The sequence below is a fragment of the Micromonospora sp. NPDC050495 genome, assembly GCF_040655175.1.
In the GTDB taxonomy this organism is placed as follows: domain Bacteria; phylum Actinomycetota; class Actinomycetes; order Mycobacteriales; family Micromonosporaceae; genus Micromonospora.
The window spans coordinates 1-19,335 of sequence record NZ_JBFAJK010000062.1 but is presented as its reverse complement, the minus strand read 5'-3'; the positions used below and the strand labels follow the sequence as shown (position 1 = coordinate 19,335).

Below are 19,335 nucleotides of genomic sequence, written 5' to 3'. Positions count from 1 at the left end.
CGGTGTCCCCGGGCCGGAGCGCCGGTTCGGGTGCGGTTGTGGTCGCCGGGCGACCACAACCGCACCCGGGCCGGCGTTACTCGGCGACGTACCGGTGCAGCGGGCCCTCGTCGGTCTCGACCACGCCGTCCCGGCGCAGACCGGCCTTCTCCAGCACCCGCACCGACGGCACGTTGGCCGGGTCGACGGTGGCGAACACCTGGGTCACCCCGGGCAGGGTGCGGGCGTGCGCCACCAGGGCACGGACCGCCTCGGTGGTGTAGCCGCGGCAGCGCCGCGACGCGACGATGCCGTACCCGAACTCGACCGCACCGTCGGTGGGCGGCAGCTTCAGCCCGATGCCGCCCACGGTGAGGCCGGTTTCCCGCTCGATCATGAGGCGGTGGCCGTGCGGCCGGCCCGGGTTGCCGGCGATGATCCCGGCGATCATCCGCTCGCCCTGGGCGGGGAAGTCCGGCGCCCAGTGCGGACGCCGCTCCCCCGCCGCGACGGCGGCGGCCTCCTCGGCCGGCCAGGGACGCAGCACGAGTCGTTCGGTGGTCAACTCAGGAATGAACAACGCGATTCTCCAAGGTCATGGAGTGACCCGGGTCGCGGTCGATCAGCGCGCGCGACCCGGAAAGGGGCATGGCAGGGGCAGCTCATGGCGATCCATGGCCTCATCTCCCCCTGCGCCCACGACGGTCGCGTGTCCGCGCGACGGCACTCTAGCCCATGATCCGGATACGCCGCGCCCCCGCTGCCTCCGGCCGGGGGCAGCGGGGGCGCGGGCGCGGACCGGTCAGCTGACGCCGGTGACGGCCTTGACCAGGTTGATGCCGAAGTAGATCACGAACGCGGCGGCGACCGCCCACATCAGCGGGTGGATCTGGCGGGCCCTGCCCTGCGCCACCCGGATCGCCACCCAGCTGACGAAGCCGGCGCCGATGCCGTTGGTGATCGAGTAGGTGAACGGCATGAGGGTCATGGTCAGGAACGCCGGGACGGCGACCCCCACGTCGGTGAAGTCGATGTCCTTGACCTGGCGGATCATCAGCGCGCCGACGATCACCAGGGCGGGGCCGGCGGCCTCGCTGGGCACCAGCGACACCAGCGGGGTGAGCAGCAGCGCGCCGAGGAAGAGCACGCCGGTGACCACGCTGGTCAGGCCGGTACGCCCACCGTCCGCGATGCCCGAGGAGGACTCGACGTACGTGGTGGCCGAGGAGGCGCTGCCCGCGCCGCCGGCGACCGCCGCGACACCGTCGACGAAGAGCACCTTGCCCAGGCGCGGCATGTCGGTGCCGTCCTCGGTCGCCAGGTTGGCCTGCTTCGCCAGCCCGACGGTGGTGCCCATCACGTCGAAGAAGTCGGCCAGCACCAGGGTGAAGACCAGCAGCAGGGCGGTCACCAGGCCGACGTGCGCGAACGCGCCGAACGACACGTTGCCGATCAGGTGCAGGTCCGGCTTCTGCACCAGCGGGTCGGGCAGCGTCGGCACGTTGAGCCGCCACCCGTCCGGGTTGGGCTTGCCGTCGACCACGGCACCGCCGGGCTTGGCCAGGGCGTTGACGATCACCGCGAGGACCGTGGTCGCCACGATGCCGATCAGCACGCCGGCCTTGACCTTGCGGGCGACCAGGATGCCGGTGACCAGCAGGCCGACCAGGAAGACGACGGTGGGCCAGCCGTGCAGGGTGCCGTTGCTGCCGGAGCCGAGTTGCAGCGGCACGCCGGAGCCGGCCCGGACGAAGCCGCCGTCGACGAAACCGATCAGCGCGATGAACAGGCCGATGCCGGCCGCGATGGCGGCCTTCAGCTCGGCGGGGATGGCCCGGAAGACGGCCTTCCGGAAGCCGGTGAGCACCAGCACGGTGATGATCAGACCCTCGATGACCACCAGGCCCATCGCCTCGGCCCAGGTCATCTGGGAGGCGACCGCGTACGCGACGAACGCGTTCAGGCCCAGGCCGGTGGCCACGGCGAACGGCACCCGGCCCACGACGCCCATCATGATGGTCATGACCGCCGCGACGAGGGCGGTGACCCCGGCGACCGGCGCGATGCCGAGCAGGTTGCCGTCCTTGTCCGGCGCGGTGCCGATGATCAGCGGGTTGAGCACGACGATGTACGCCATCGTCGCGAAGGTGGTGAGCCCGGCCAGCACCTCGCGCCGGACGGTCGAGCCACGGCGGGTGATCTCGAAGAAGCGGTCGAGGCGGCCGCGCTCGGCGGGTTCCGCCGGGTCGACCGGGGCAGCAGGATCCTGCGTAGTCACGCTCATGGCGTGGCTTACTCCGTTCCGGGTTGGCCCGCCGGACGTGCCGGCCGGGCGGTGGGGGTGCAGCCGTCCCGATTCGGTTGGCCCGGAGAACGTCGGTACGGCTGGGCTCCACGGATCCCGTGAAGCGCTACGAAGCCGCACCCCGGGTCCGGGGAGCGACTTCGCGACGCCCACTCTAACCACCGGGTAACCACCGATGGCCTGCCCCTACGCGTACGCCCGGCGCGGGGTGGCCAACATCACCGGGGGGCGGGCGCGGGCTCGGGCGCGGCCGGCTCGGGGTGCCGGGCATCGCGTACCGGGGAGAGGACGGCGACGGTGGCGGCCACCGCCAGGCCGGCCACCGCCACCCCGATCGCCGCCCGGTATCCGAGGTGGGCGGCGAGCAGACCGCCGACCGGCGCACCGACGGTCAGCATGCCCCAGTTCAGGGAACGGATGGTGGCGTTCATCCGGCCCTGGAGGCGGTCCGGGGTGACGGCCTGCCGGTAGCCCATCTCGTTGGGCCCGCTGACCCCGAGCGCGAGCCAGATGACGAACTGGGACGCGCCCACCATGATCCAGCCCGCCGGGCCGGTCACGGTGAGCGCGGCGAGGGCCCAGCCCAGCGGCTCGACCACCCGTTCCAGCAGGATGGCCCGACCGGCGCCGTGCCGGCCCACCCGGTGCGAGAGCCCGTTGCCGAGCACCGCGCCGACCCCGCCGAGGGCCAGCACCACGCCGAGCCCGACGGCCGCCCGCTCCGGCGGCAGCCCGGGGTCGAGCCCGCGTACCACCAGGAGGGTGAACGCGGTGGAGGCCATGCTGGCGAAGAGGAAGCGGGCGTGCAGGGTGAGCGCGTACGGCCCCAGCACCCGGTGCCGGTACACCCAGGCCAGCCCTTCCCGCAGTTCCCGTCGCAGGTGGCGACGGGTCGGCGCCGGGACCGGCTCCGGCCGGCGGATCGTCGCCAGCAGCAGCCCCGAGCCCAGGTAGGACACCGCGTCGAGCAGCAGTGCCACCGGCGCGCCGACCGCCGCCACGACGGCCCCGCCGAGGAAGGGGCCGGTGGTCTGGGCCAGCGAGCCGCTCTGCTCCATCCGCGCGTTCGCCCGGGTCAGGTCGGCCGGCGGGACCAGCCGGGGCAGGTAGGACTGGTGGGCCGCCTCGTACAGCAGGGAGAGCGCGCCGAACGCGGCCACCAGCGCCATCAGCAGGCCCACCCCCAGCGCGCCGGCCAGCGCGAGCACCGCGACCAGGGCCAGCAGCGCCGCGCGGGCCAGGTCGGTGGCGACCAGGATCGGCCGCCGCCGGTAGCGGTCGGCGACCACCCCGGCGAGCAGCCCGAAGATCAGGTACGGCGCCCAGCGGGCACCGTTGACCAGCCCCACCTCGGCGTCGCCCGCGTGCAGCGTGACGATGACCAGGATCGGCAGCGCGACGGTCGTCAGGTACGTGCCGAACGTGGAGACCGTGTCGGCCGTCCAGAACCGCGCGTACCCGGGATGGCCGAAGAGCCGCGTCATGATCACGACGGTAGTGCGCGCCGGTCGCCGTGCCGACCTGGGCGTCGTTAAATTCCTGGTCGGCCGGGTCGGTATCGCCCATGATTGCCGTCATGACCACCACCGGACGAGCTGACGCGTGCACCGTCGCGGCGACCGACGGCCGCCTGGGTGGCAACGCCGCCTCGATCCGGGCGACCACCCGTGCCCTGGCGAAGATCGAGTCCGCGGCGGCCGTGGTGCTCGTCGAGGGCATCACCGACCAGATCGCCCTGGACGCGGCCGCGGCCGGCCGCGGTCGCGATCTCCAGGCCGAGCGGGTCGTCATCGTGCCGATCGGCGGCGCGCACGCGATCGGCCGCTTCCTGACCGGGTTGGCCCCGCTGGGCACCCGGGTACGCCTGGCCGGCCTCTGCGACCTGCTGGAGGAGGAGGTGTTCCGGCGCGCCCTGGTGGCGGCCGGGGTCGGCGCGCCGCAGACCCGCGCCGAGATGACGCGACTCGGCTTCCACGTCTGCGTCAAGGATCTGGAGGACGAGCTGATCCGCGCCCTGGGCACGGCGGGGGTGGAGGCACTCCTCGAGGCGCAGGGCGACCTGCGGTCGTTCCGCTCGTTCCAGAGCCAGCCGGCCTGGCGGGGTCAGCAGCCGCAGCCGCAGCTGTGGCGCTTCCTGCGCAGCAGTTCTCGCCGCAACCTGCGCTACGCCCGCCTGCTCGTCGAGGAGGCGGTCCGCCGGGACGCCCTGCCGCGGCCGCTCGACGCCGTGCTCAGCGCCGTCTGAGCCGTGCGGCGCCGCGCCGGCGGGTCTCCCGCCGTCAGGTGAGGGTCGACAGTTCGTTGTAGCCCGGCGCCTGTTCCTGGCCCGACAGCCGCTGGATCGCGGCCATGATCTCGTCGGTGACCGCGCGCCGGGCCTGGCCGGTACTGCCGGCCGGCGGGGACGCGAAGCGTAGCGGTGCGCCGAACCGCACGGTGATCCCGCCGAGCCGGGGCAGCCGGGCGCCGACGGGTTGGACCCGGTCGGTGCCGAGGACCGCGACGGGGACCACCGGGGCACCGGAGGCGAGCGCGAGCCAGGCGACCCCGGTACGGCCCCGGTAGAGCCGCCCGTCGCGGGACCGGCTGCCCTCGGGGTGGATGCCGAAGGCCCGCCCGTCGGCGAGAACGTCGAGCGCCAGGTGCAGCGACGCCTGGGCGGTTCGGTGGCCGCCCCGCTGCACTGGGATGGCGTCGATGCCGGTGAGGCAGGTGCGGGTCAGCCAGCCCTTGAGCCCGGGCTGTCGGAAGTACTCGGCCTTGGCGAGAAAGGCGACCGGCCGGGGCGCCGCCAGGGGGATCACCACGCTGTCGAGGAAGGACAGGTGATTGGCCGCCAGGATCACCGGGCCCCGCCGGGGCACGTTCTCCCGGCCTTCGATCACCGGCCGGAAGGCCAGTCGCGCCACCGGGACCAGCAGCGACCGGATGGTGGTCTGGAGCAGCACGTCGTCCTCCGAGGGTCAGTACCGGCCAGCGTGAGGTGGCTCGGGTGCGGGGGTCTTCGCCGGCCCGAGATGGGCGTCCAGCGCGGCGCGCAGCAGCGGTTCGACGTCCGCGGTCCGCACCGTCGTCTGCAGGCTGCCCCACTGCCACAGCTCGGCGATGCCGTGCAGGTTGGCCCAGAGCGCCCCGGCGGTGACGGCTGGCGGCCGGCCGTCGGCCGCCTCGGCTCTGGCCCGAGCGACCAGGTCGACCAGTACGCCGAACAGGCCCTGGCTGGCCTCCCGCAGGCCGATCCCGTTGCCCCGCAACAGGTCGTGCCGGAACATGAGCTCGAACATGCCGCGGTTGGTCCGGGCGAAGTCCAGATAGAGCCGGCCCAGCGCGAGCAGTTGGGCGTACGGATCTCCGGGTTCGCCGCCGATCAGCTCGGCGACCTGCTGACCGAGCTGGTGGTAGCCCTCCCGCGCGATGGCGGCCAGCAGGGCCTGGTGGGTCGGGAAGTAGCGACGTGGCGCGCCGTGCGAGACCCCCGCCTGACGGGCGATCTCGCGCAGGGAGAGGGCGCGGGTGCCCTCCCGGGACAGCAGGTCGACCCCGACCGCCACGAGGCGGGCGCGCAGACTGCCGTCCGATGTCGACACGCACAAGATCTACCACTCGGCGGTAGACACTGTCTACTGCTCTGTTCAGCAGGCGGCGGCGAGCGGCCACCGGGCCTGAGGCCGCCAGGGCGACCCCCGCTCGCGCCACCCCGGCGCGTCGTCAGGTACGCGGCCGGAACGGGGCGAGGGTGGCCCGGATCTGGTCGGCCGCGCCCCAGTCGTCGTCGAACTGGGCCAGCACGGCGAGGTGCTGCCGCAACTGGAGGATCGGCATGCGGACCGGCCAGTCACGGTCGAGGCCGGTCAGCTCGGCGTAGACCGCGAAGAACCGTTGCGCCTCCGGCGGTGGCGCGGTGGTCCACAGGTGGGCGAGGTCGACCTCGGCCCAGGTGTAGGACACGGCCGGATCGATCACCGCGGGCTGCCCGCCCGGGGTGGCCAGGACGTTCTGGGCCCAGAGGTCGCCGTGCGTCAGGCAGGCGGGGCGGTCGGGCAACAGCTCGGGCAGCCGGTCGCAGAGCCGCTCCAGGGCGGCCCGGTCGCCGGCGTCGAGGGCCGCCTCGACCCGGGGCTGCCCGAGCCACCGCAGCAGCCGATGCTGCGCGAAGAAGGCGAAGCCATCGTCGTTCCAGGTGTTGACCTGCCGCCGGCGACCCAGCCAGTTGTCCCGGTGCCAGCCGAAGCGTGGCTGGGTGGTGCCCAAGTGCAGGCGGGCGAGCGCGTGCGCGAACTGCTCCCAGAAGGTCTCGCTGGGCGGCCTGGGCCGCAGCACCGACAACACCAGCAGATCCCCGTCGGCCAGGATCACCTCGGGCGTCGACAGGCCGCCGAGCTCGCGCAGGGCGGCCAGCCCTTCGGCCTCCGCGACGAAGACGTCGTCGGCCGGCGCCTCGACGAACGCCTTGACGAACACCGGCGACGCGTCCCGGCGGGTGGCGATGCCGGCGAGCGCCGCCAGCCCGCCCGTCGCCGGCTCGACCGTGTCGACATCGGCCAGCCCGGCCTGGTGCAGGCGCTCCAGCAGGAACGTCGGTGACCGCAGCACGACTGACTCCTCACCTCTGGGCCGCTTGTGGGAACGATCTTAGGGGCCCGGTGATCAGCCGGCACCGGCTCAACCGCTCCGCCGCGCGGATGCGGGCGAGCACGTCACCGTGGACTGGCCTATCCGGCTGGGATCGTCCGGGTGGCTTGAATGGCGCGGCGCAGCCGACCGTCGGCAGCCAACTCCCCGAACATGTAGATCTCCGTGGTGATGGTGCTGCCCTTGCGCAGCTCCGCGATGAGCCGGTATCGGGCGGCGACCTGGTCGCCGTCCACCAGCGCCTGCTGCACCTCGACCCGGAGCCCGGTTGCCCGTCTGCGGGCCGGACGGATGTGCTCGAGCAGCCGCTTCCGGTCCAGCAGCACGCCGTCGTTGACCAGCTCATAGTCCGGCGTGTGGTAGCGGTCGAGCACGGTCGCCGGGTCCTCGTCGCCCAGCCCCGCCTCCTGTGGATAGCGGATCAGATAGCCGGTCAGATCAGTACGGGGCGTCACGCGATCTCCCTGTGTCGGACTTATCTTTGACATGCTGTATAGGTTAACGGCGAACGGTAGATTGGACAACGTGTCAGAGCTGACGGGTGGTCGGCGCCGGCGGCGACGTTCGGACGCCGAGCGCAGCGCCGCCGCCGTACTCGACGCCGCCGTCCAGGTGCTCGGCCGGCATCCGGACGCGAAGGTGGAACAGGTCGCCGCCGCGGCCGGCGTCACCCGCCAGACGGTGTACGCCCACTACCCGTCCCGGCCGCTGCTGGTGGCCGCGGTCGTCGACCGGATTACCGCCGAAGCCGTCGCCGCCCTCGACGCCGCCGACGTGGGCGGCGGCACCGTCACCGAGGCGCTGCTGGGCTGGCTGGACGTCACCTGGCGGCTGTTCGACCGGTACCCGCTGCTCCTGCACCCCTCGATCACCGCGATGGAACAGGCGGACGCCGACCGCCAGCATGCCCCGGTCGTCGAGCGCCTGGAGCGGCTGATCAGGCGCGGCCAGGCCACCGGCGAGTTCGACGCCACCCTCAGCCCGGCCTGGCTGGTCTCGGCGACCATCGCGCTCGGTCATGCGGCCGGCGGCGAAGTCGCCGCCGGCCGGATGACCACCGCGCAGACCGCGGCAGCGTTACGCCACAGCATCCTGCGCCTCTACCGCGCCGGCGAGCCCTGATCAGCGACGGTCTCCGGCGCTCCCGGGCCCACTCGTGGCCCGAGCCGGCCGACCAGCGCGCCGAGGTTCTCCTCCACCCGGCCGGCTTCTACCATTCCGGCGGCGGCGGGCTGGTTGTCCAGACAACACCCGATGATCACGCGGTGGCCGCGCCACGCCTGCAGCAACATGCCCTGAGGTGATCGGCGGGATACCCGGCTGGGCGCTACCTTTGGCGCTTCGGGTGAAGGAGGGGCCGCGATGTCCGGCGACGCGGTACCGGAGCAGCCCGAGGCTGAACGGTTGTTCGCCGAACACCGTGGCCTGCTGCAAGCTGTGGCATATCGCGTCCTGGGCAGCGTCGCCGATGCCGAGGACGTGGTGCAGGACGCCTGGCTGCGCTGGAGCCGCGTTGACATTGCCGGCATCAACGACGCCGAGGGTTATCTGGTTCGGGTGGCCACCCGGCTGGCGATCGATCGGCTGCGCAGTGCGCGCGTGCGGCGGGAGTCCTACGTCGGGCCGTGGCTGCCGGAGCCGATGCTCACCAGCCCAGATATTGCCGAAGACGTGGTGCTGGCCGACTCGGTGTCGACCGCGATGCTGCTCGTGTTGGAGGCGCTGTCCCCGATGGAGCGCGCCGTGTTCGTCTTGCGCGAGGCATTCGGCTACAGCTACGCGGAGATAGCCGGGCTCGTCGAACGCAGCGAGGCGACGGTGCGGCAGATCGCGCGCCGCGCCAGGGTGGCGGTCGAGGCGCGCCGCCACCGCTACGACACCGATCAGGCGACCAGGCAGCAGGTCACCGAGCGGTTCCTGGCTGCCACCCTCGGCGGCGATCTCAACGCCCTCATGGAGGTGCTTGCACCGGAGGTGACGCTGATCAGCGACGGCGGCGGTATCACTGCCGCGCCACGCAAGAGCATCCACGGCCGGCAGCGGGTGGCTCGCGCGCTTGTCATCTTCGCCAGGCGCAAGCCCGAGGACGCGAACCCTGAGATGTTGCAGATCAACGGCGGCCCCGGGATCGTCATCGTCTCGGGACGGACGCCGATTCTCGCGATCACGCTGCATCTGGTGGATGGGGTCATCGAGACGGTTCACGTGGTCAGCAATCCGGAGAAGCTCACCGGCGTCTTCGAGTGACCCAGCCCACACCGGAGGATGTCACGCGGAGACGTCACACCTCGTCCGTGCGGGCGAAGAACCAGGCATGACCCTCGCCGAGACGGAGATCCCATGTTCGCCGCCTACGTCGCAATCACTCTGATAGCCGCGGCCGCCAACGGCTACGCCGCCTATTCGAGCCTCACCGGCGCGGAGTTCGTCAAGGCCACGGCGGACAAGATCCGCGTGCCGCAGTCCCGGATGATCCCGTTCGGTGTCCTCCTGGCGGCGGGCGCGCTGGGACTGCTGGCCGGGTTTGTCGTGCCGGTGCTGGGAACGCTTGCCGCCGTCGGCCTTGTGCTGTACTTCCTTGGCGCGCTGGGGGCCCACGTACGGGCGCACAACTACCAGCTCGGCGCCCCGGCGACGTTCCTGCTGGTGGCGGCGGCCGCACTGGCCGGGAACCTGGCCTACCGCAGCCCCTGGTAACCGACTCCCCCACGCACCGGACAGCTACCCAACTGGGGCCGTGCCCCGTCCACCGTTGCCGTCCTCGGGCTGAGCCTGGCCCGATCTCCGTGGAAACCAAGGGTGGCGGTCACGTCATGAAGTACGGCCGCCGGACTAGTCATGACGGCCACGCGTTACGGCGGCATAGCGCTGGCCGAGTTGCTGGCGGGCGTATTGCAGCCGCTGAGCGGCGTTGGCGCTGGTGGAGGTTGCTTCGGGTTGCGAGATCGACGATATCCACCAGTCCGGCGGAGCTTTCGCGTGCAGGATGAGGGTCGAGATTTCGATGATCTCCTCGACTATGGACAGCGCCCACTCGCGCTCGTCCTTCAGCAGGAAGGGCGCGGCGTCAATCAGCAGCAGGTTGACCTCTCGACGCTCCTCGGCGCCCAGCGGGATCGGACCCTCACCAAATCTGGCAACCTGCCGGAAGGCGCTCTCCACTTCGGACAGCCTCGTCCACACCGTCGAGAGATATTCGATGCGCTTGGCCCGGTACTCCTTGGACTGCTCGCGCGCCTGAGTGCGCCGCCATTGCCAGGATCCCGCCCCGATGACCAGGAGCGTGCCCACGAAGGTGAACAGGGACGCATAGATCTGGGACATTCACACCTCGCCTGGTCGCCGGTCAGCCTCCGGAACACGCGCCGATCCTGCCGCACCCGAGCAACATCCGAGCTCAGCCGCGGTCTACCGCGTCCCGACGGGTGGCGTGCCGGTGGCGCTGTGCCGGGGGCCAGTGCGGTGCTCGGGCCGGCACTATCGTGACCCGGTGACGACCGACAGGTGGGCCCAGTGGCTGCTGACGCGCCGAGACGGCGGCGACGCCACCCTGCGCGCCCGGTACGCCTCGGACCTGGCGTGGTTCCGCGACGGCGTCCTCGACCGAGCGGACCTGAAGCGCGATGACGTCCTCCTCGACGTCGGATGCGGGACCGGACTCATCGGGTTCGGTGCGCTCGACCGTCTCGGCCCGGACGGCGGGGTCATCTTCAGCGACGTGTCGCAGGACCTGCTCGACCAGTGTCGGCAGACCGCCGACGGCGATGAGCGGTGCAGCTTCGTGCAGGCGCCGGCCGAGGACCTTGCCGGCGTTGCGGATGCCTCCGTCGACGTCGTCACCACCCGGTCGGTGCTCATCTACTCCGAGCACAAAGCCACCGCGTTCGCAGAGTTCTTCCGGGTGCTACGACCAGGCGGAAGGCTTTCCCTCTTCGAGCCCATCAACCGCTTCGAGCGGCAGCACCGCCCCGACGATCTGTTCGGCCTGGGCGGCTCGCCGGTCGACGACCTGGTGGCCAAGGTCCGCGACGTGTACCGGGGCGGCACGGAGGCATCCGAGCGGCCGATGGTCGACTTCGACGAGCGCGACCTCATCGCCTGGGCGGAGGCTTCGGGGTTTGACGCGGTGGAGTTGGACTACCGCGCCCAGCTCGGCGTACCCGCCGAGCCGATCAGCGACTGGGAGGCGCTCAAGCGGGTGGCCCCCAACCCCCTGGTCCCGGCGTATGGCGAGGCGATCGCCGCCGCGCTGACCAACCACGAGCGCGAGCGCCTCGACGCGCACATGACCGCCCTGGCCGCGGCCGGAACGCCGACGCGCCGCACGATGGCCATCGCGTTCCTCCGCGCGCTGCGCCCCTGACGTCCGTCCTGACCTTCGCAGGCCAACCTTGACGCGATGCGGCAGGCGCTCGGCCAGCTCGATGGACGGCTCTCGGGGACCCGTTGCTGCCACCGCCCCGGGGAGTGATCTTCTTGGGGCGGTTTCCGCTGGTGGTGTGTGGTGGGCGCGGCAGGTTTCGAACCTGCGACCCCTCGCTTGTAAGGCGAGTGCTCTCCCACTGAGCTACGCGCCCGGAACGCCCGTACGGCGGGCCGGAGGTTGGCAAGCTTACCTGCCGACCTCCGACCCGGTCGAACGACGTGCCTGGGGTGGGATCAGGCGGCGACGGCCTCGGCCAGGGCCTTGCGCCACCCTTCCTGGTCCCGGGGTTCACCGGGCATGTTCATCTCGGCGAAGCGGACCACGCCGGCCTTGTCGATCACGAAGGTGCCCCGGTTGGCGATGCCGGCGACGTCGTTGAACACCCCGTACGCCTGGGCCACCGCGCCGTGCGGCCAGAAGTCGGCGAGCAGCGGGAACTGGTAGCCCTCCCGGTCGGCCCAGATCTTGTGGGCGTAGACCGAGTCGACGCTGACGGTCAGCACCTGGACGTCGTCGTTGACGTACTCGTTGAGGTTGTCCCGCACCTCGCAGAGCTCGCCCTGGCAGATGCCGGTGAAGGCGAGCGGGTAGAACACCAGCAGCACGGTCCGCCGGCCGCGGAAGTCGGCGAGTTGGACCTCCTGGTTGTTCTGGTCCTTGAGCACGAAGTCCGGCGCCTCGGCGCCAACCTCGATGGGCATGCGTACTCCTCGGGTCGAGTCTGGAGATGATCAGCCTGCCACACCCGGCGGCGCCGCCGCCGGGTGTGCCGGAACGGCTACTTCTTGCCCTTCGACCCGCGCCGGAGCACGAGCCGGGCGCCGCTCCAGTCGCGGCCCGCGTTGATGGTGGAGGTCTGCTGCAGGCCGGCGGTCTGCGCGCTCTCCGCGACCTCGCTCGGCTCGACGTGACCGTCCCGGCCCGCCTTCGGCGTGAGCAGCCAGACCACGCCGGCGTCGGCGAGCGGTCCGAGGGCGTCGACGAGGAGCTCGAAGAGGTCACCGTCGCCGTCGCGGTACCAGACGAGAACCGCGTCGACCACCTCGTCGGTGTCCTCGTCGACCAGCTCTCCACAGCGGTCGGTCAGGGCGTCCCGGAGATCCTGGTCGACGTCGTCGTCGTACCCCATCTCCATGACGACCATCCCCGGTTCGATCCCGAACCGGTCCGCCAGGCTGCGTACCCCGTCGGCGGCCTGACCAGCGGTCGCGCTCACTGTCGCGTGCCTCCTCATCTCATCCCTGCTCGCGGCGTCCCACGGATGCCGTCGGGCCAAGTCCACACAGTTGTGGCTCCCCGCGCAAGTGGCGCACCGGGTGGAACGGAATTTACCGTGCCAGCAGCGTACGGGCACCCTCGGTAATGGCTTCCTCGGAGACCAGAACCTGACGCGCAGCCGGGCCTAATGGTACAAACGAGTCAAGTCCGGCCACCCGGCGCGCAGCCCCGACATACCCGGCGTCGACCAGTGCGGCGATCACTCCCTCGCCCACCCCGCCCGACCGGCGGGTCTCGTCGACGACCAGCACCCGGGACGTGGCCGAGGCCTCCCGGATGATGTCGGCGACCGGCAGCGGGGCCAGCCAGCGCAGATCCACCACCCGGCAGCCGATCCCCTCGTCGGCGAGGGTGGCCGCCGCGCGCAGGGACATCCGTACCCCGTTGCCGAAGGTGATGATCGTGACGTCCTCGGCGGAGCCCACCCCGTACACCCGGGCCCGGCCGACCGGCACGTGCCCGGCGGCCCAGGCGCCCGGCTCGGCGTACCCGGCCAGCCACTCGCCGTCGCCGTCGACGTACAGGTCGCGGGTGTGGTAGAGCGCGATCGGCTCCAGGAAGACGCTCACCGTGCCGTCCACCGCGGCGGCGGCCAGGCAGCTCCGCAGCATCGGCGCGGCGTCGTCCGGCCGGGCCGGCACCGCGATCACCAGTCCGGGTACGTCCCGGAGCACGGCCACCGAGTTGTCGTTGTGGAAGTGGCCGCCGAACCCCTCCTGGTACGCCAGCCCGGCGACCCGCACCACCATCGGATTGCGGAACGCCCCCCGGGAGAAGAAGCGCATGGTCGCCGCCTCGCCCCGCAACTGGTCCTCGGCGTTGTGCAGGTACGCCAGGTACTGGATCTCCGGCACCGGCAGCATCCCGGCCAGGCCGGCCCCGAGCCCGAGCCCGAGGATCGAGGTCTCGTCCAGCAGCGTGTCGAAGACGCGGGCCGGACCGAACCGGTCCCGCAGCCCCTTGGTCACCCCGTACACCCCGCCCTTGGCGGCGACGTCCTCCCCGAAGACGGCCATCTCCGGGTGGTCCAGCATCCCGTCGGCGAGCGCGGCGTTGATGCTCTGCGCCAGGGTGAGCGGTCCGGCCAGCTCGGGCAGCTTGCCGCCGAAGCGGGCGGCCCGGACGGCCGCACCCGGTCCCGCCGCCCGGGCCGCCGCGTCGGCCACCGCCCGCGACACGCGCGCCGGCCGGCGGGGGGCCAGCTCGGCCACCACCTCCGCCGGGGAGGTGAGTTTCGGCTCGTCGAGCACCTCCTCGGCGATCCGGCGGAGCTGCCAGCCGCGCTCGTCGTACCGGGCCAGCAGTTCCTCGCCGTCGGCGAAGCCCGCCTCGACGAGCAGCCGCGCGGTGGCCAGCAGCGGGTCCCGCGCGGCGTCCGCGGCCAGCTCGGCGGGGCTGCGGTACGCGGTCTCCGCGTCCGCCCCGGCGTGCCCCATCAGCCGGACGGTGCGCAGGTGCAGCACGGCGGGGCGCCGGTGCCGGCGGACCCAGGCGGCGGCCTCGGCGGCCACCCGGTACGCCTCGACCGGGTCGCTGCCGTCCGCGGCGAAGTAGCGGATCCCCGGCTTGGCGCGCAGCGTCGCCTCGACCCAGCCCTCCGGGGACCGGACGCTGATCCCCAGCCCGTTGTCCTCGCAGACGAAGAGCACCGGGATGCGCAGGCCGGTGTGGTCGTACCAGCCGGCGGTGTTGAACGCGGCCGTGGCGGTGGCGTGGTTGACCGAGGCGTCGCCGAAGGAGCAGACCACGATGGCGTCGGGCGGCCACGGCGAGGCGGTGCCGGCGTCCCCGCCGGCCCGGCGGCCGGTGCCGGGGTCCTCCCCCGCCCGGCGGGCGGAGCCGGGGTCCTCCCCGGCCCGGCGGGCGGCGCCGCTCCGGCGCAGCCGTTCCAGGGCCAGTCCGGCGCCCACCGCGCGGGGCAGGTGCGAGGCGATCGTGGAGGTGGTCGGCACCACGGCCAGGTCGGCCCGGCCGAACACCTTGTGCCGGCCGCCCGCGATCGGCTCGCAGGCCGAGGCGACCATGCCCCGCAGCACGTCCCGCGCCGCCTCCGCGTACGCGTCACCGGGGACCGGCGGGGGCAGCGGCGGCGCGTCGACCTCGGCCCGGCCGGCGCTGTCGACCGCCACGGTGACGCCGGCCGGGAGCGGGGCCGCCTCCGCGCCGGGCCCGGTGGGCGCGGCCCCGCCCGCCGGCTCGTCCGGGTCCGTCCCGCCCGGGTCCGTCCCGTCCGGGGCGGGCGGCCCGACCACGACGGTCCGCTCCGCGACCGGCGGCACGCCGGTCGACTGCTCCGGCACCCCGGGCTCGCCCGCGACCCGCGACGCGCCAGCCGGCGGCTCTCCCGATGCCGGCGGGTCCGCGCCGGGCGCGCTGTCGGCCGCGGGGCCGTCCAGGGCCGGGGCGTCGGGTGCCGGTTCGGTCCGGGCCGGGACGTCGCGGTCGACCGGGGTCCGGGCCCCGGGGATCCCGGTCGCCGGGCCGGCGGCGACGTCGTCGGTGGTGCCACCGGTCGGCTCAGCCGGTGCCGGGAAGCCGCCCGCGGCCTGCGCGGCGCGCAGGCAGTAGAAGGCCCCGGAACGGTAGTGCAGCAGAGCGGGGTCGGTCGGGCGCAGGGCCGCGGCGACCGCGGCGTTGCCCTCGTGGCCCGCCGAGCCGATCGTGTAGTAGCCCTCCCCGAAGCCGCGCAGCCACCGGCCGGCGAGGTCCAGCAGCCGGCTGGTCACCTGGGCGTCGAAGAGCGCCAGCGCCTGCGCGCCGGTCAGCGGCGCGCCGTCGGCGAGCGGCTCGGCCAGGTCGCGGCGCCGCGCGGGGGCGCCGAGTTCACCCAGGGCCGCCCGGAACCGGTCGTCGAGATCTTGCGGGGAGGTCACGTCGGACAGCATTACCGACGCGGGCCCGGGTCGCCCAGTCGGACACGTACCACGCGGTGCGGCTCAGTCCTCCGCGCACCGCTCCGGGCAGCCGCCGTCGGAGACCTTCCAGACCAGCTCACGCAGGGTGGCCAGCTCCCCGGTGGTGAGCCCGCCGAGGAGTCGGGAGTCGGACATCACCCGGTGGACGTGGTCGCGTACCCGCCGGCCGGCCTCGGTCACCACGAGCGTCTTCTGCCGCCGGTCGGCCGGGTCGACCCGCCGTTCCACCAGCCCGGCGTGCTCCAGCTTGTCGACCAGGGCGGTGACGTTGGACCGGTCACAGCCCAGTTGCTCGGCCAGCTCGCGGGCCGGCAGCGGACGGTCCGGGTCCAGCTCGTGCAGGGCGCGGGCGGCGGCCGGGGTGAGGCCGAGGCCGGTGAGCTCGACGTCCTGGTGGTGGCGCATGGCGGCGGCGATGTGCAGGATCCGGCGCACGGCGTCTCCGGCCAGGCCCGCGCGGTCGCTCGCGTCGGGGCCGATTGAGGAGAGGACTGGGTACGCCACGAGGCCCATTCTACTTGCTCGGCAGCAGTTGACTCGCCAACTATTGACCAGTCTCGGATCGGCTGACCAGGTGATCCGCGCCAACCTCCGGCCGGACGGGCGTGGGCGCGGCGGTTCCGAGAGTGCGGCGGGCGGCCAGGGCGCCGGCCAGGAGCAGGGCGGCGGTCAGCGCGGCCGGAGCCGCCGGGGTGCCCGGTCGGGCCAGGTGCAGGCCGCCGATCAGCGTTACGCCCAGCACCGCGGCCAGCAGGGTGCCGGTGGAGACCAGCGCGGAGAGCGCGGCGGCCGCACCGGCCGGCACGCTCGCGGTGAGCCGGGTCACCAGCGGGCTGAACGATGCGGCGTGCGCGGCGCCACCGGCGAGCAGCAGGACGCTGCCGGCCGGCCACGGCCAGCCGGTCCGGGCCAGCCCGGCCAGCGCCAGCACCACCGCCGCCAGCACCAACGGCCCGGCGACCGGCAGCCGCCGGCCGATCCGCTCCGGCAGGCGCGGCACCGCCAGCCCGCAGACAGCGAACCCCGCGGCGTACGGGACGAAGGCGAGCCCCGCGGCCAGCGCGGTGAACCCCAGCCCGTCCTGCAGGCGCAGGGTGAGCACGAAGAGGAATCCGGCGTAGCAGCCCATCACCACGCAGCAGGCCAGCAGCCCGGTCGCCACCCCGGGCCGGCGCAGCACCGTCACGTCCAGCAGTGGGTCGGCGCCGCGCCGGGCCCGTCCGGCCTCGTAGCGGAGGAAGAACCACAGCCCGGCGGCGCCGACGGCGACCGCCACGGGAGTCGTCCAGCCGGGCCAGCCCAGATCCCGGCCGACCACCAGCGGTCCGACCAGGGTCAGCATGGCCGCCGAGAGGAGCAGCACACCGGGTACGTCCAGACCCTCCCGGCGCGGCGGCGGGCCGGGCGGGCCGGGCGGGCCGGCCAGCACCCGACGACCGGCCACCAGCAGCACCGCCCCGACCGGCACGTTGACCAGGAACGCCGTCCGCCAGCTCAACCCGGCCAGGTCCAGGGTGACCAGCAGCCCGCCGGCGACCTGGCCGGCGGCCACGCCGAGCGCCAGCACCATGGCGTACGCCCCGATCGCCCGGGCGCGGGCCGCGCCGCCCATCCGGGTCTGGATCAGCGACAGCACCTGCGGCACCAGCAGCGCGCCGGCCGCCCCCTGCGCCGCGCGGGCCAGCACCAGGGCCACCGGACCGGGTGCCAGGCCGCAGGCCAGCGAGGCGAGGGTGAACCCGGCCAGGCCGAAGCGGAAGACCCGGGCGTACCCGTGCCGGGCGCCCAGCCGCGCGCCGGTGACCACCAGCACCGCGAAGGTCAGGGTGTAGCCGGCCAGCACGAGTTGCTGCACGGCCGGCGGGCCGGCCAGGTCCGCCCGGATCGCCGTGGCGGCGACCGCCGCGATCGAGGTGTCCATCGAGGCCATGGCCTGCCCGGTCAGCAGGACGGTCAGCAGCGCGGTCGTGCCGCGGTTCGGTCCGGTCACGCCGCCAGCCTGCCGAGCACGCCGGCCCGGGTCTTGTCGATCCTTGCGGCACCGGCCGCCCACCCCGGGCGCCGGATCGGGCGGCCTTCCCTCGGCGGCGACCGGCAGCCCTCCCCTCAGCGGCGACCGGCAGCCCTCCCTTCGGCGGCGACCGGCAGCCGTTGCCCGGGCGGCGGGTCGGGCCGTGCTCGGGTCTGCGCGGCCGGCCGCGCTGTCGGCCGGGCGGCCTATCCTGGCCGGCGTGCGCACCGCCACGCCGCTGCTGCGGCACCCGGACTTCCGGGTCGCCGCGGTGCGCTGCCGCGACGAGCACACCCCCTGGTCCGGGCCGGAGCCGGCCACCGCGTACGGGCTGGTGCTGACCCGGCGGGGCGGCTTCCGGCGGGCCGGGCGCGGCGGCCCGGAGTTCGTCGACCCGACGACGGCCTACCTGACCGTGCCCGGCGAGGAGGAGCGCTTCGCCCACCCGGCGGCGGGCGGGGACGACTGCACCTCCGTACACCTGTCGGAGCGGTTGTGGCGGGAGCTGTTCGCCGACCGGCCGGTGCCGGCCGTGGTCCACGTCGACGCCCGGGTCGACCTCACCCACCGGCTGCTGCTGCGGGCCGCCGGTCGGGGCGACCCGGACTTCGCGGCGGCCGAGCGGCTGGTCCGGCTGGTCGGTACGGCCACCGGGCCCGCGACCGGCGGCACCGGCCGGAGCCGGCGGCTGGTGGAGCGGGCCCGCGCCGCGCTGCACGACGGCCTTCCCGACGCCGCCGGCCTCGTCCCGCTGGCCCGCTGGCTCGGCGTGTCGCCCTACCGGCTGAGCCGGGAGTTCCAGGCGCTGGTCGGGGTGCCGCTCACCCGCTACCGCAACCGGTTGCGGGTCGGGCGGGCGCTGGACCGGCTGGAGGAGGGCGTCGACAGCCTCGCCGGGCTCGCGGCCGAGCTGGGCTTCGCCGACCAGGCGCACCTGACCCGCACGGTCCGCGCTCAGCTCGGGCACACCCCACGCGAGCTACGCCGCCTGCTCGGTCCGGCCGGCGACTGACCGACCCGGCGGCGGCCCTGAGCTTGGGTTCGTGGTCAGCCCGGGAGGAAGGAGAAGCGGACCTTCCGGGTCGGGTTGTCGCCGTTGGTGTCGACGAGGCAGACGGACTGCCAGGTGCCGAGCTGGAGCCGGCCGCCGAGCACCGGCAGCGTCGCGTACGGCGGGACGAACGCGGGCAGCACGTGGTCCCGGCCGTGCCCGGGCGAGCCGTGCCGGTGCCGCCACCGGTCGTCGGTGGGGAGCAGGTCGTCCAGCGCGCGCAGCAGGTCGTCGTCGGAGCCGGAGCCGGTTTCGATGATCGCCAGCCCGGCGGTGGCGTGCGGCACGAAGACGTGCAGCAAGCCGTCGCCCTGGCCGGAGACGAACCGCTCGGCCTCGGCGGTGATGTCCCGGACGGTCGGCCGGGACCCGGTCTGGACACTGATCACCTCGCTACGCATACGGCGCATTCTGCCCCACCCGGCCGGGCGGCGCGGCCGGCCGGCGGAGGGACCCCGACGGGGCGACCGTTCGCCGCCCGGACCCGGGGCGGCCGGTAGCGCAAAGTTACTGGCGAGTACCTGTGTTGAGCGTCGCGTCTGAGGGAGGGAGACGTGACGACGAGCGGCATCAGGGGGCAGGATGGCGCTAGAGACCTATCCCACACAGAACCGAGGGAACGCCTGTGGCTACGGAACGCAAGCGCCCGGTGATCACCGCTGGTCTGCCGAGCCAGCTTCCGGACATCGACCCTGAAGAGACCAGCGAATGGGTCGAGTCGCTTGACGGTGTCATCGA

Annotated in this window: 21 protein-coding genes and 1 tRNA gene; 6 read left to right on the top strand and 16 right to left on the bottom strand. The window is 73.6% G+C overall.

Features of this window, described 5'->3' with window-relative positions; translation table 11 throughout:
* Nucleotides 1–76 precede the first annotated feature (76 nt).
* The 3 genes from AB0I11_RS31390 to AB0I11_RS31380 form a co-directional block, all read right to left on the bottom strand.
* Entirely contained in the window at nt 77–544 is a 468-nt protein-coding gene (locus tag AB0I11_RS31390; protein WP_357328929.1) for a GNAT family N-acetyltransferase, read from the bottom strand.
* A gap of 237 nt (nt 545–781) precedes the next feature.
* Entirely contained in the window at nt 782–2,263 is a 1,482-nt protein-coding gene (locus AB0I11_RS31385; protein WP_357328926.1) for an NCS2 family permease, read from the bottom strand.
* Between the two features lie 239 nt (nt 2,264–2,502).
* The gene (locus AB0I11_RS31380) at nt 2,503–3,768 is read right to left on the bottom strand and encodes an MFS transporter (RefSeq protein ID WP_357328923.1); all 1,266 of its coding nucleotides are present in this window, start codon (nt 3,766–3,768) and stop codon (nt 2,503–2,505) included.
* Between the two features lie 92 nt (nt 3,769–3,860).
* Between AB0I11_RS31380 and AB0I11_RS31375 the strand changes: the two genes are divergently transcribed.
* A complete protein-coding gene (locus tag AB0I11_RS31375) occupies nt 3,861–4,529 on the top strand; it encodes a TOPRIM nucleotidyl transferase/hydrolase domain-containing protein (protein WP_357328919.1) in 669 nt (222 codons plus the stop codon).
* 34 nt (nt 4,530–4,563) lie between these two features.
* Here the strand turns inward: AB0I11_RS31375 and AB0I11_RS31370 are convergent, their stop codons facing one another.
* From AB0I11_RS31370 to AB0I11_RS31355, 4 genes are all read right to left on the bottom strand, one after another.
* Nucleotides 4,564–5,232 (bottom strand): lysophospholipid acyltransferase family protein, encoded by a 669-nt coding sequence (locus AB0I11_RS31370; protein ID WP_357328915.1) that lies wholly within the window; start codon nt 5,230–5,232, stop codon nt 4,564–4,566.
* A 15-nt stretch (nt 5,233–5,247) separates the two neighbouring features.
* Nucleotides 5,248–5,871, bottom strand: a complete 624-nt coding sequence (locus AB0I11_RS31365; protein WP_357328912.1) for a TetR/AcrR family transcriptional regulator — start codon at nt 5,869–5,871, stop codon at nt 5,248–5,250.
* A 121-nt stretch (nt 5,872–5,992) separates the two neighbouring features.
* Nucleotides 5,993–6,877, bottom strand: a complete 885-nt coding sequence (locus tag AB0I11_RS31360) for a fructosamine kinase family protein (RefSeq protein ID WP_357328909.1) — start codon at nt 6,875–6,877, stop codon at nt 5,993–5,995.
* 119 nt (nt 6,878–6,996) lie between these two features.
* Nucleotides 6,997–7,371, bottom strand: coding sequence for a nuclear transport factor 2 family protein (locus AB0I11_RS31355; protein WP_357328906.1), 375 nt, complete (start codon nt 7,369–7,371; stop codon nt 6,997–6,999).
* Nucleotides 7,372–7,441: 70 nt separating this feature from the next.
* Between AB0I11_RS31355 and AB0I11_RS31350 the strand changes: the two genes are divergently transcribed.
* Entirely contained in the window at nt 7,442–8,038 is a 597-nt protein-coding gene (locus AB0I11_RS31350; protein WP_357328903.1) for a TetR/AcrR family transcriptional regulator, read from the top strand.
* Here the strand turns inward: AB0I11_RS31350 and AB0I11_RS31345 are convergent.
* Complete coding sequence (locus AB0I11_RS31345; RefSeq protein WP_357328900.1) at nt 8,017–8,208, bottom strand: hypothetical protein; 192 nt, start codon at nt 8,206–8,208, stop codon at nt 8,017–8,019. The two genes, AB0I11_RS31350 and AB0I11_RS31345, sit on opposite strands and share 22 nt — an antisense overlap.
* A 70-nt stretch (nt 8,209–8,278) precedes the next feature.
* On the opposite strand from AB0I11_RS31345, the gene AB0I11_RS31340 reads away from it, so the two are divergent.
* Nucleotides 8,279–9,163: an RNA polymerase sigma-70 factor gene (locus tag AB0I11_RS31340; protein ID WP_357328897.1), complete on the top strand. Its 885-nt coding sequence runs from the start codon at nt 8,279–8,281 to the stop codon at nt 9,161–9,163.
* 93 nt (nt 9,164–9,256) lie between these two features.
* Nucleotides 9,257–9,613 (top strand): DoxX family protein, encoded by a 357-nt coding sequence (locus AB0I11_RS31335; RefSeq protein WP_357328894.1) that lies wholly within the window; start codon nt 9,257–9,259, stop codon nt 9,611–9,613.
* Nucleotides 9,614–9,748: 135 nt separating this feature from the next.
* Here AB0I11_RS31335 and AB0I11_RS31330 read toward each other — a convergent pair whose 3' ends face one another.
* On the bottom strand, nt 9,749–10,240 hold the full coding sequence (locus AB0I11_RS31330; protein WP_357328891.1) for a hypothetical protein: 492 nt from the start codon (nt 10,238–10,240) through the stop codon (nt 9,749–9,751).
* 166 nt (nt 10,241–10,406) lie between these two features.
* Between AB0I11_RS31330 and AB0I11_RS31325 the strand changes: the two genes are divergently transcribed.
* Nucleotides 10,407–11,279: a methyltransferase domain-containing protein gene (locus AB0I11_RS31325; protein ID WP_357328888.1), complete on the top strand. Its 873-nt coding sequence runs from the start codon at nt 10,407–10,409 to the stop codon at nt 11,277–11,279.
* A 139-nt stretch (nt 11,280–11,418) separates the two neighbouring features.
* Here the strand turns inward: AB0I11_RS31325 and AB0I11_RS31320 are convergent.
* The 6 genes from AB0I11_RS31320 to AB0I11_RS31295 all read right to left on the bottom strand — a co-directional run bounded on the left by AB0I11_RS31320 (nt 11,419) and on the right by AB0I11_RS31295 (nt 17,525).
* Nucleotides 11,419–11,493, bottom strand: a tRNA-Val gene (locus tag AB0I11_RS31320).
* Nucleotides 11,494–11,575: 82 nt separating this feature from the next.
* On the bottom strand, nt 11,576–12,043 hold the full coding sequence (locus AB0I11_RS31315) for a peroxiredoxin (RefSeq protein WP_357328885.1): 468 nt from the start codon (nt 12,041–12,043) through the stop codon (nt 11,576–11,578).
* A gap of 77 nt (nt 12,044–12,120) precedes the next feature.
* The gene (locus AB0I11_RS31310; RefSeq protein ID WP_088972541.1) at nt 12,121–12,558 is read right to left on the bottom strand and encodes a DUF3052 domain-containing protein; all 438 of its coding nucleotides are present in this window, start codon (nt 12,556–12,558) and stop codon (nt 12,121–12,123) included.
* 112 nt (nt 12,559–12,670) lie between these two features.
* On the bottom strand, nt 12,671–15,346 hold the full coding sequence (locus tag AB0I11_RS31305; RefSeq protein ID WP_357328951.1) for a transketolase C-terminal domain-containing protein: 2,676 nt from the start codon (nt 15,344–15,346) through the stop codon (nt 12,671–12,673).
* 210 nt (nt 15,347–15,556) lie between these two features.
* The gene (locus AB0I11_RS31300; RefSeq protein ID WP_357328881.1) at nt 15,557–16,048 is read right to left on the bottom strand and encodes a MarR family winged helix-turn-helix transcriptional regulator; all 492 of its coding nucleotides are present in this window, start codon (nt 16,046–16,048) and stop codon (nt 15,557–15,559) included.
* A 31-nt stretch (nt 16,049–16,079) separates the two neighbouring features.
* Nucleotides 16,080–17,525, bottom strand: coding sequence for an MFS transporter (locus tag AB0I11_RS31295; protein ID WP_357328878.1), 1,446 nt, complete (start codon nt 17,523–17,525; stop codon nt 16,080–16,082).
* A gap of 241 nt (nt 17,526–17,766) precedes the next feature.
* On the opposite strand from AB0I11_RS31295, the gene AB0I11_RS31290 reads away from it, so the two are divergent.
* Nucleotides 17,767–18,558, top strand: a complete 792-nt coding sequence (locus AB0I11_RS31290; protein WP_357328875.1) for an AraC family transcriptional regulator — start codon at nt 17,767–17,769, stop codon at nt 18,556–18,558.
* Between the two features lie 35 nt (nt 18,559–18,593).
* On the opposite strand, the gene AB0I11_RS31285 is transcribed toward AB0I11_RS31290, so the two are convergent.
* Nucleotides 18,594–18,998, bottom strand: a complete 405-nt coding sequence (locus AB0I11_RS31285) for a YjbQ family protein (protein WP_357328872.1) — start codon at nt 18,996–18,998, stop codon at nt 18,594–18,596.
* Nucleotides 18,999–19,335 lie beyond the last annotated feature (337 nt).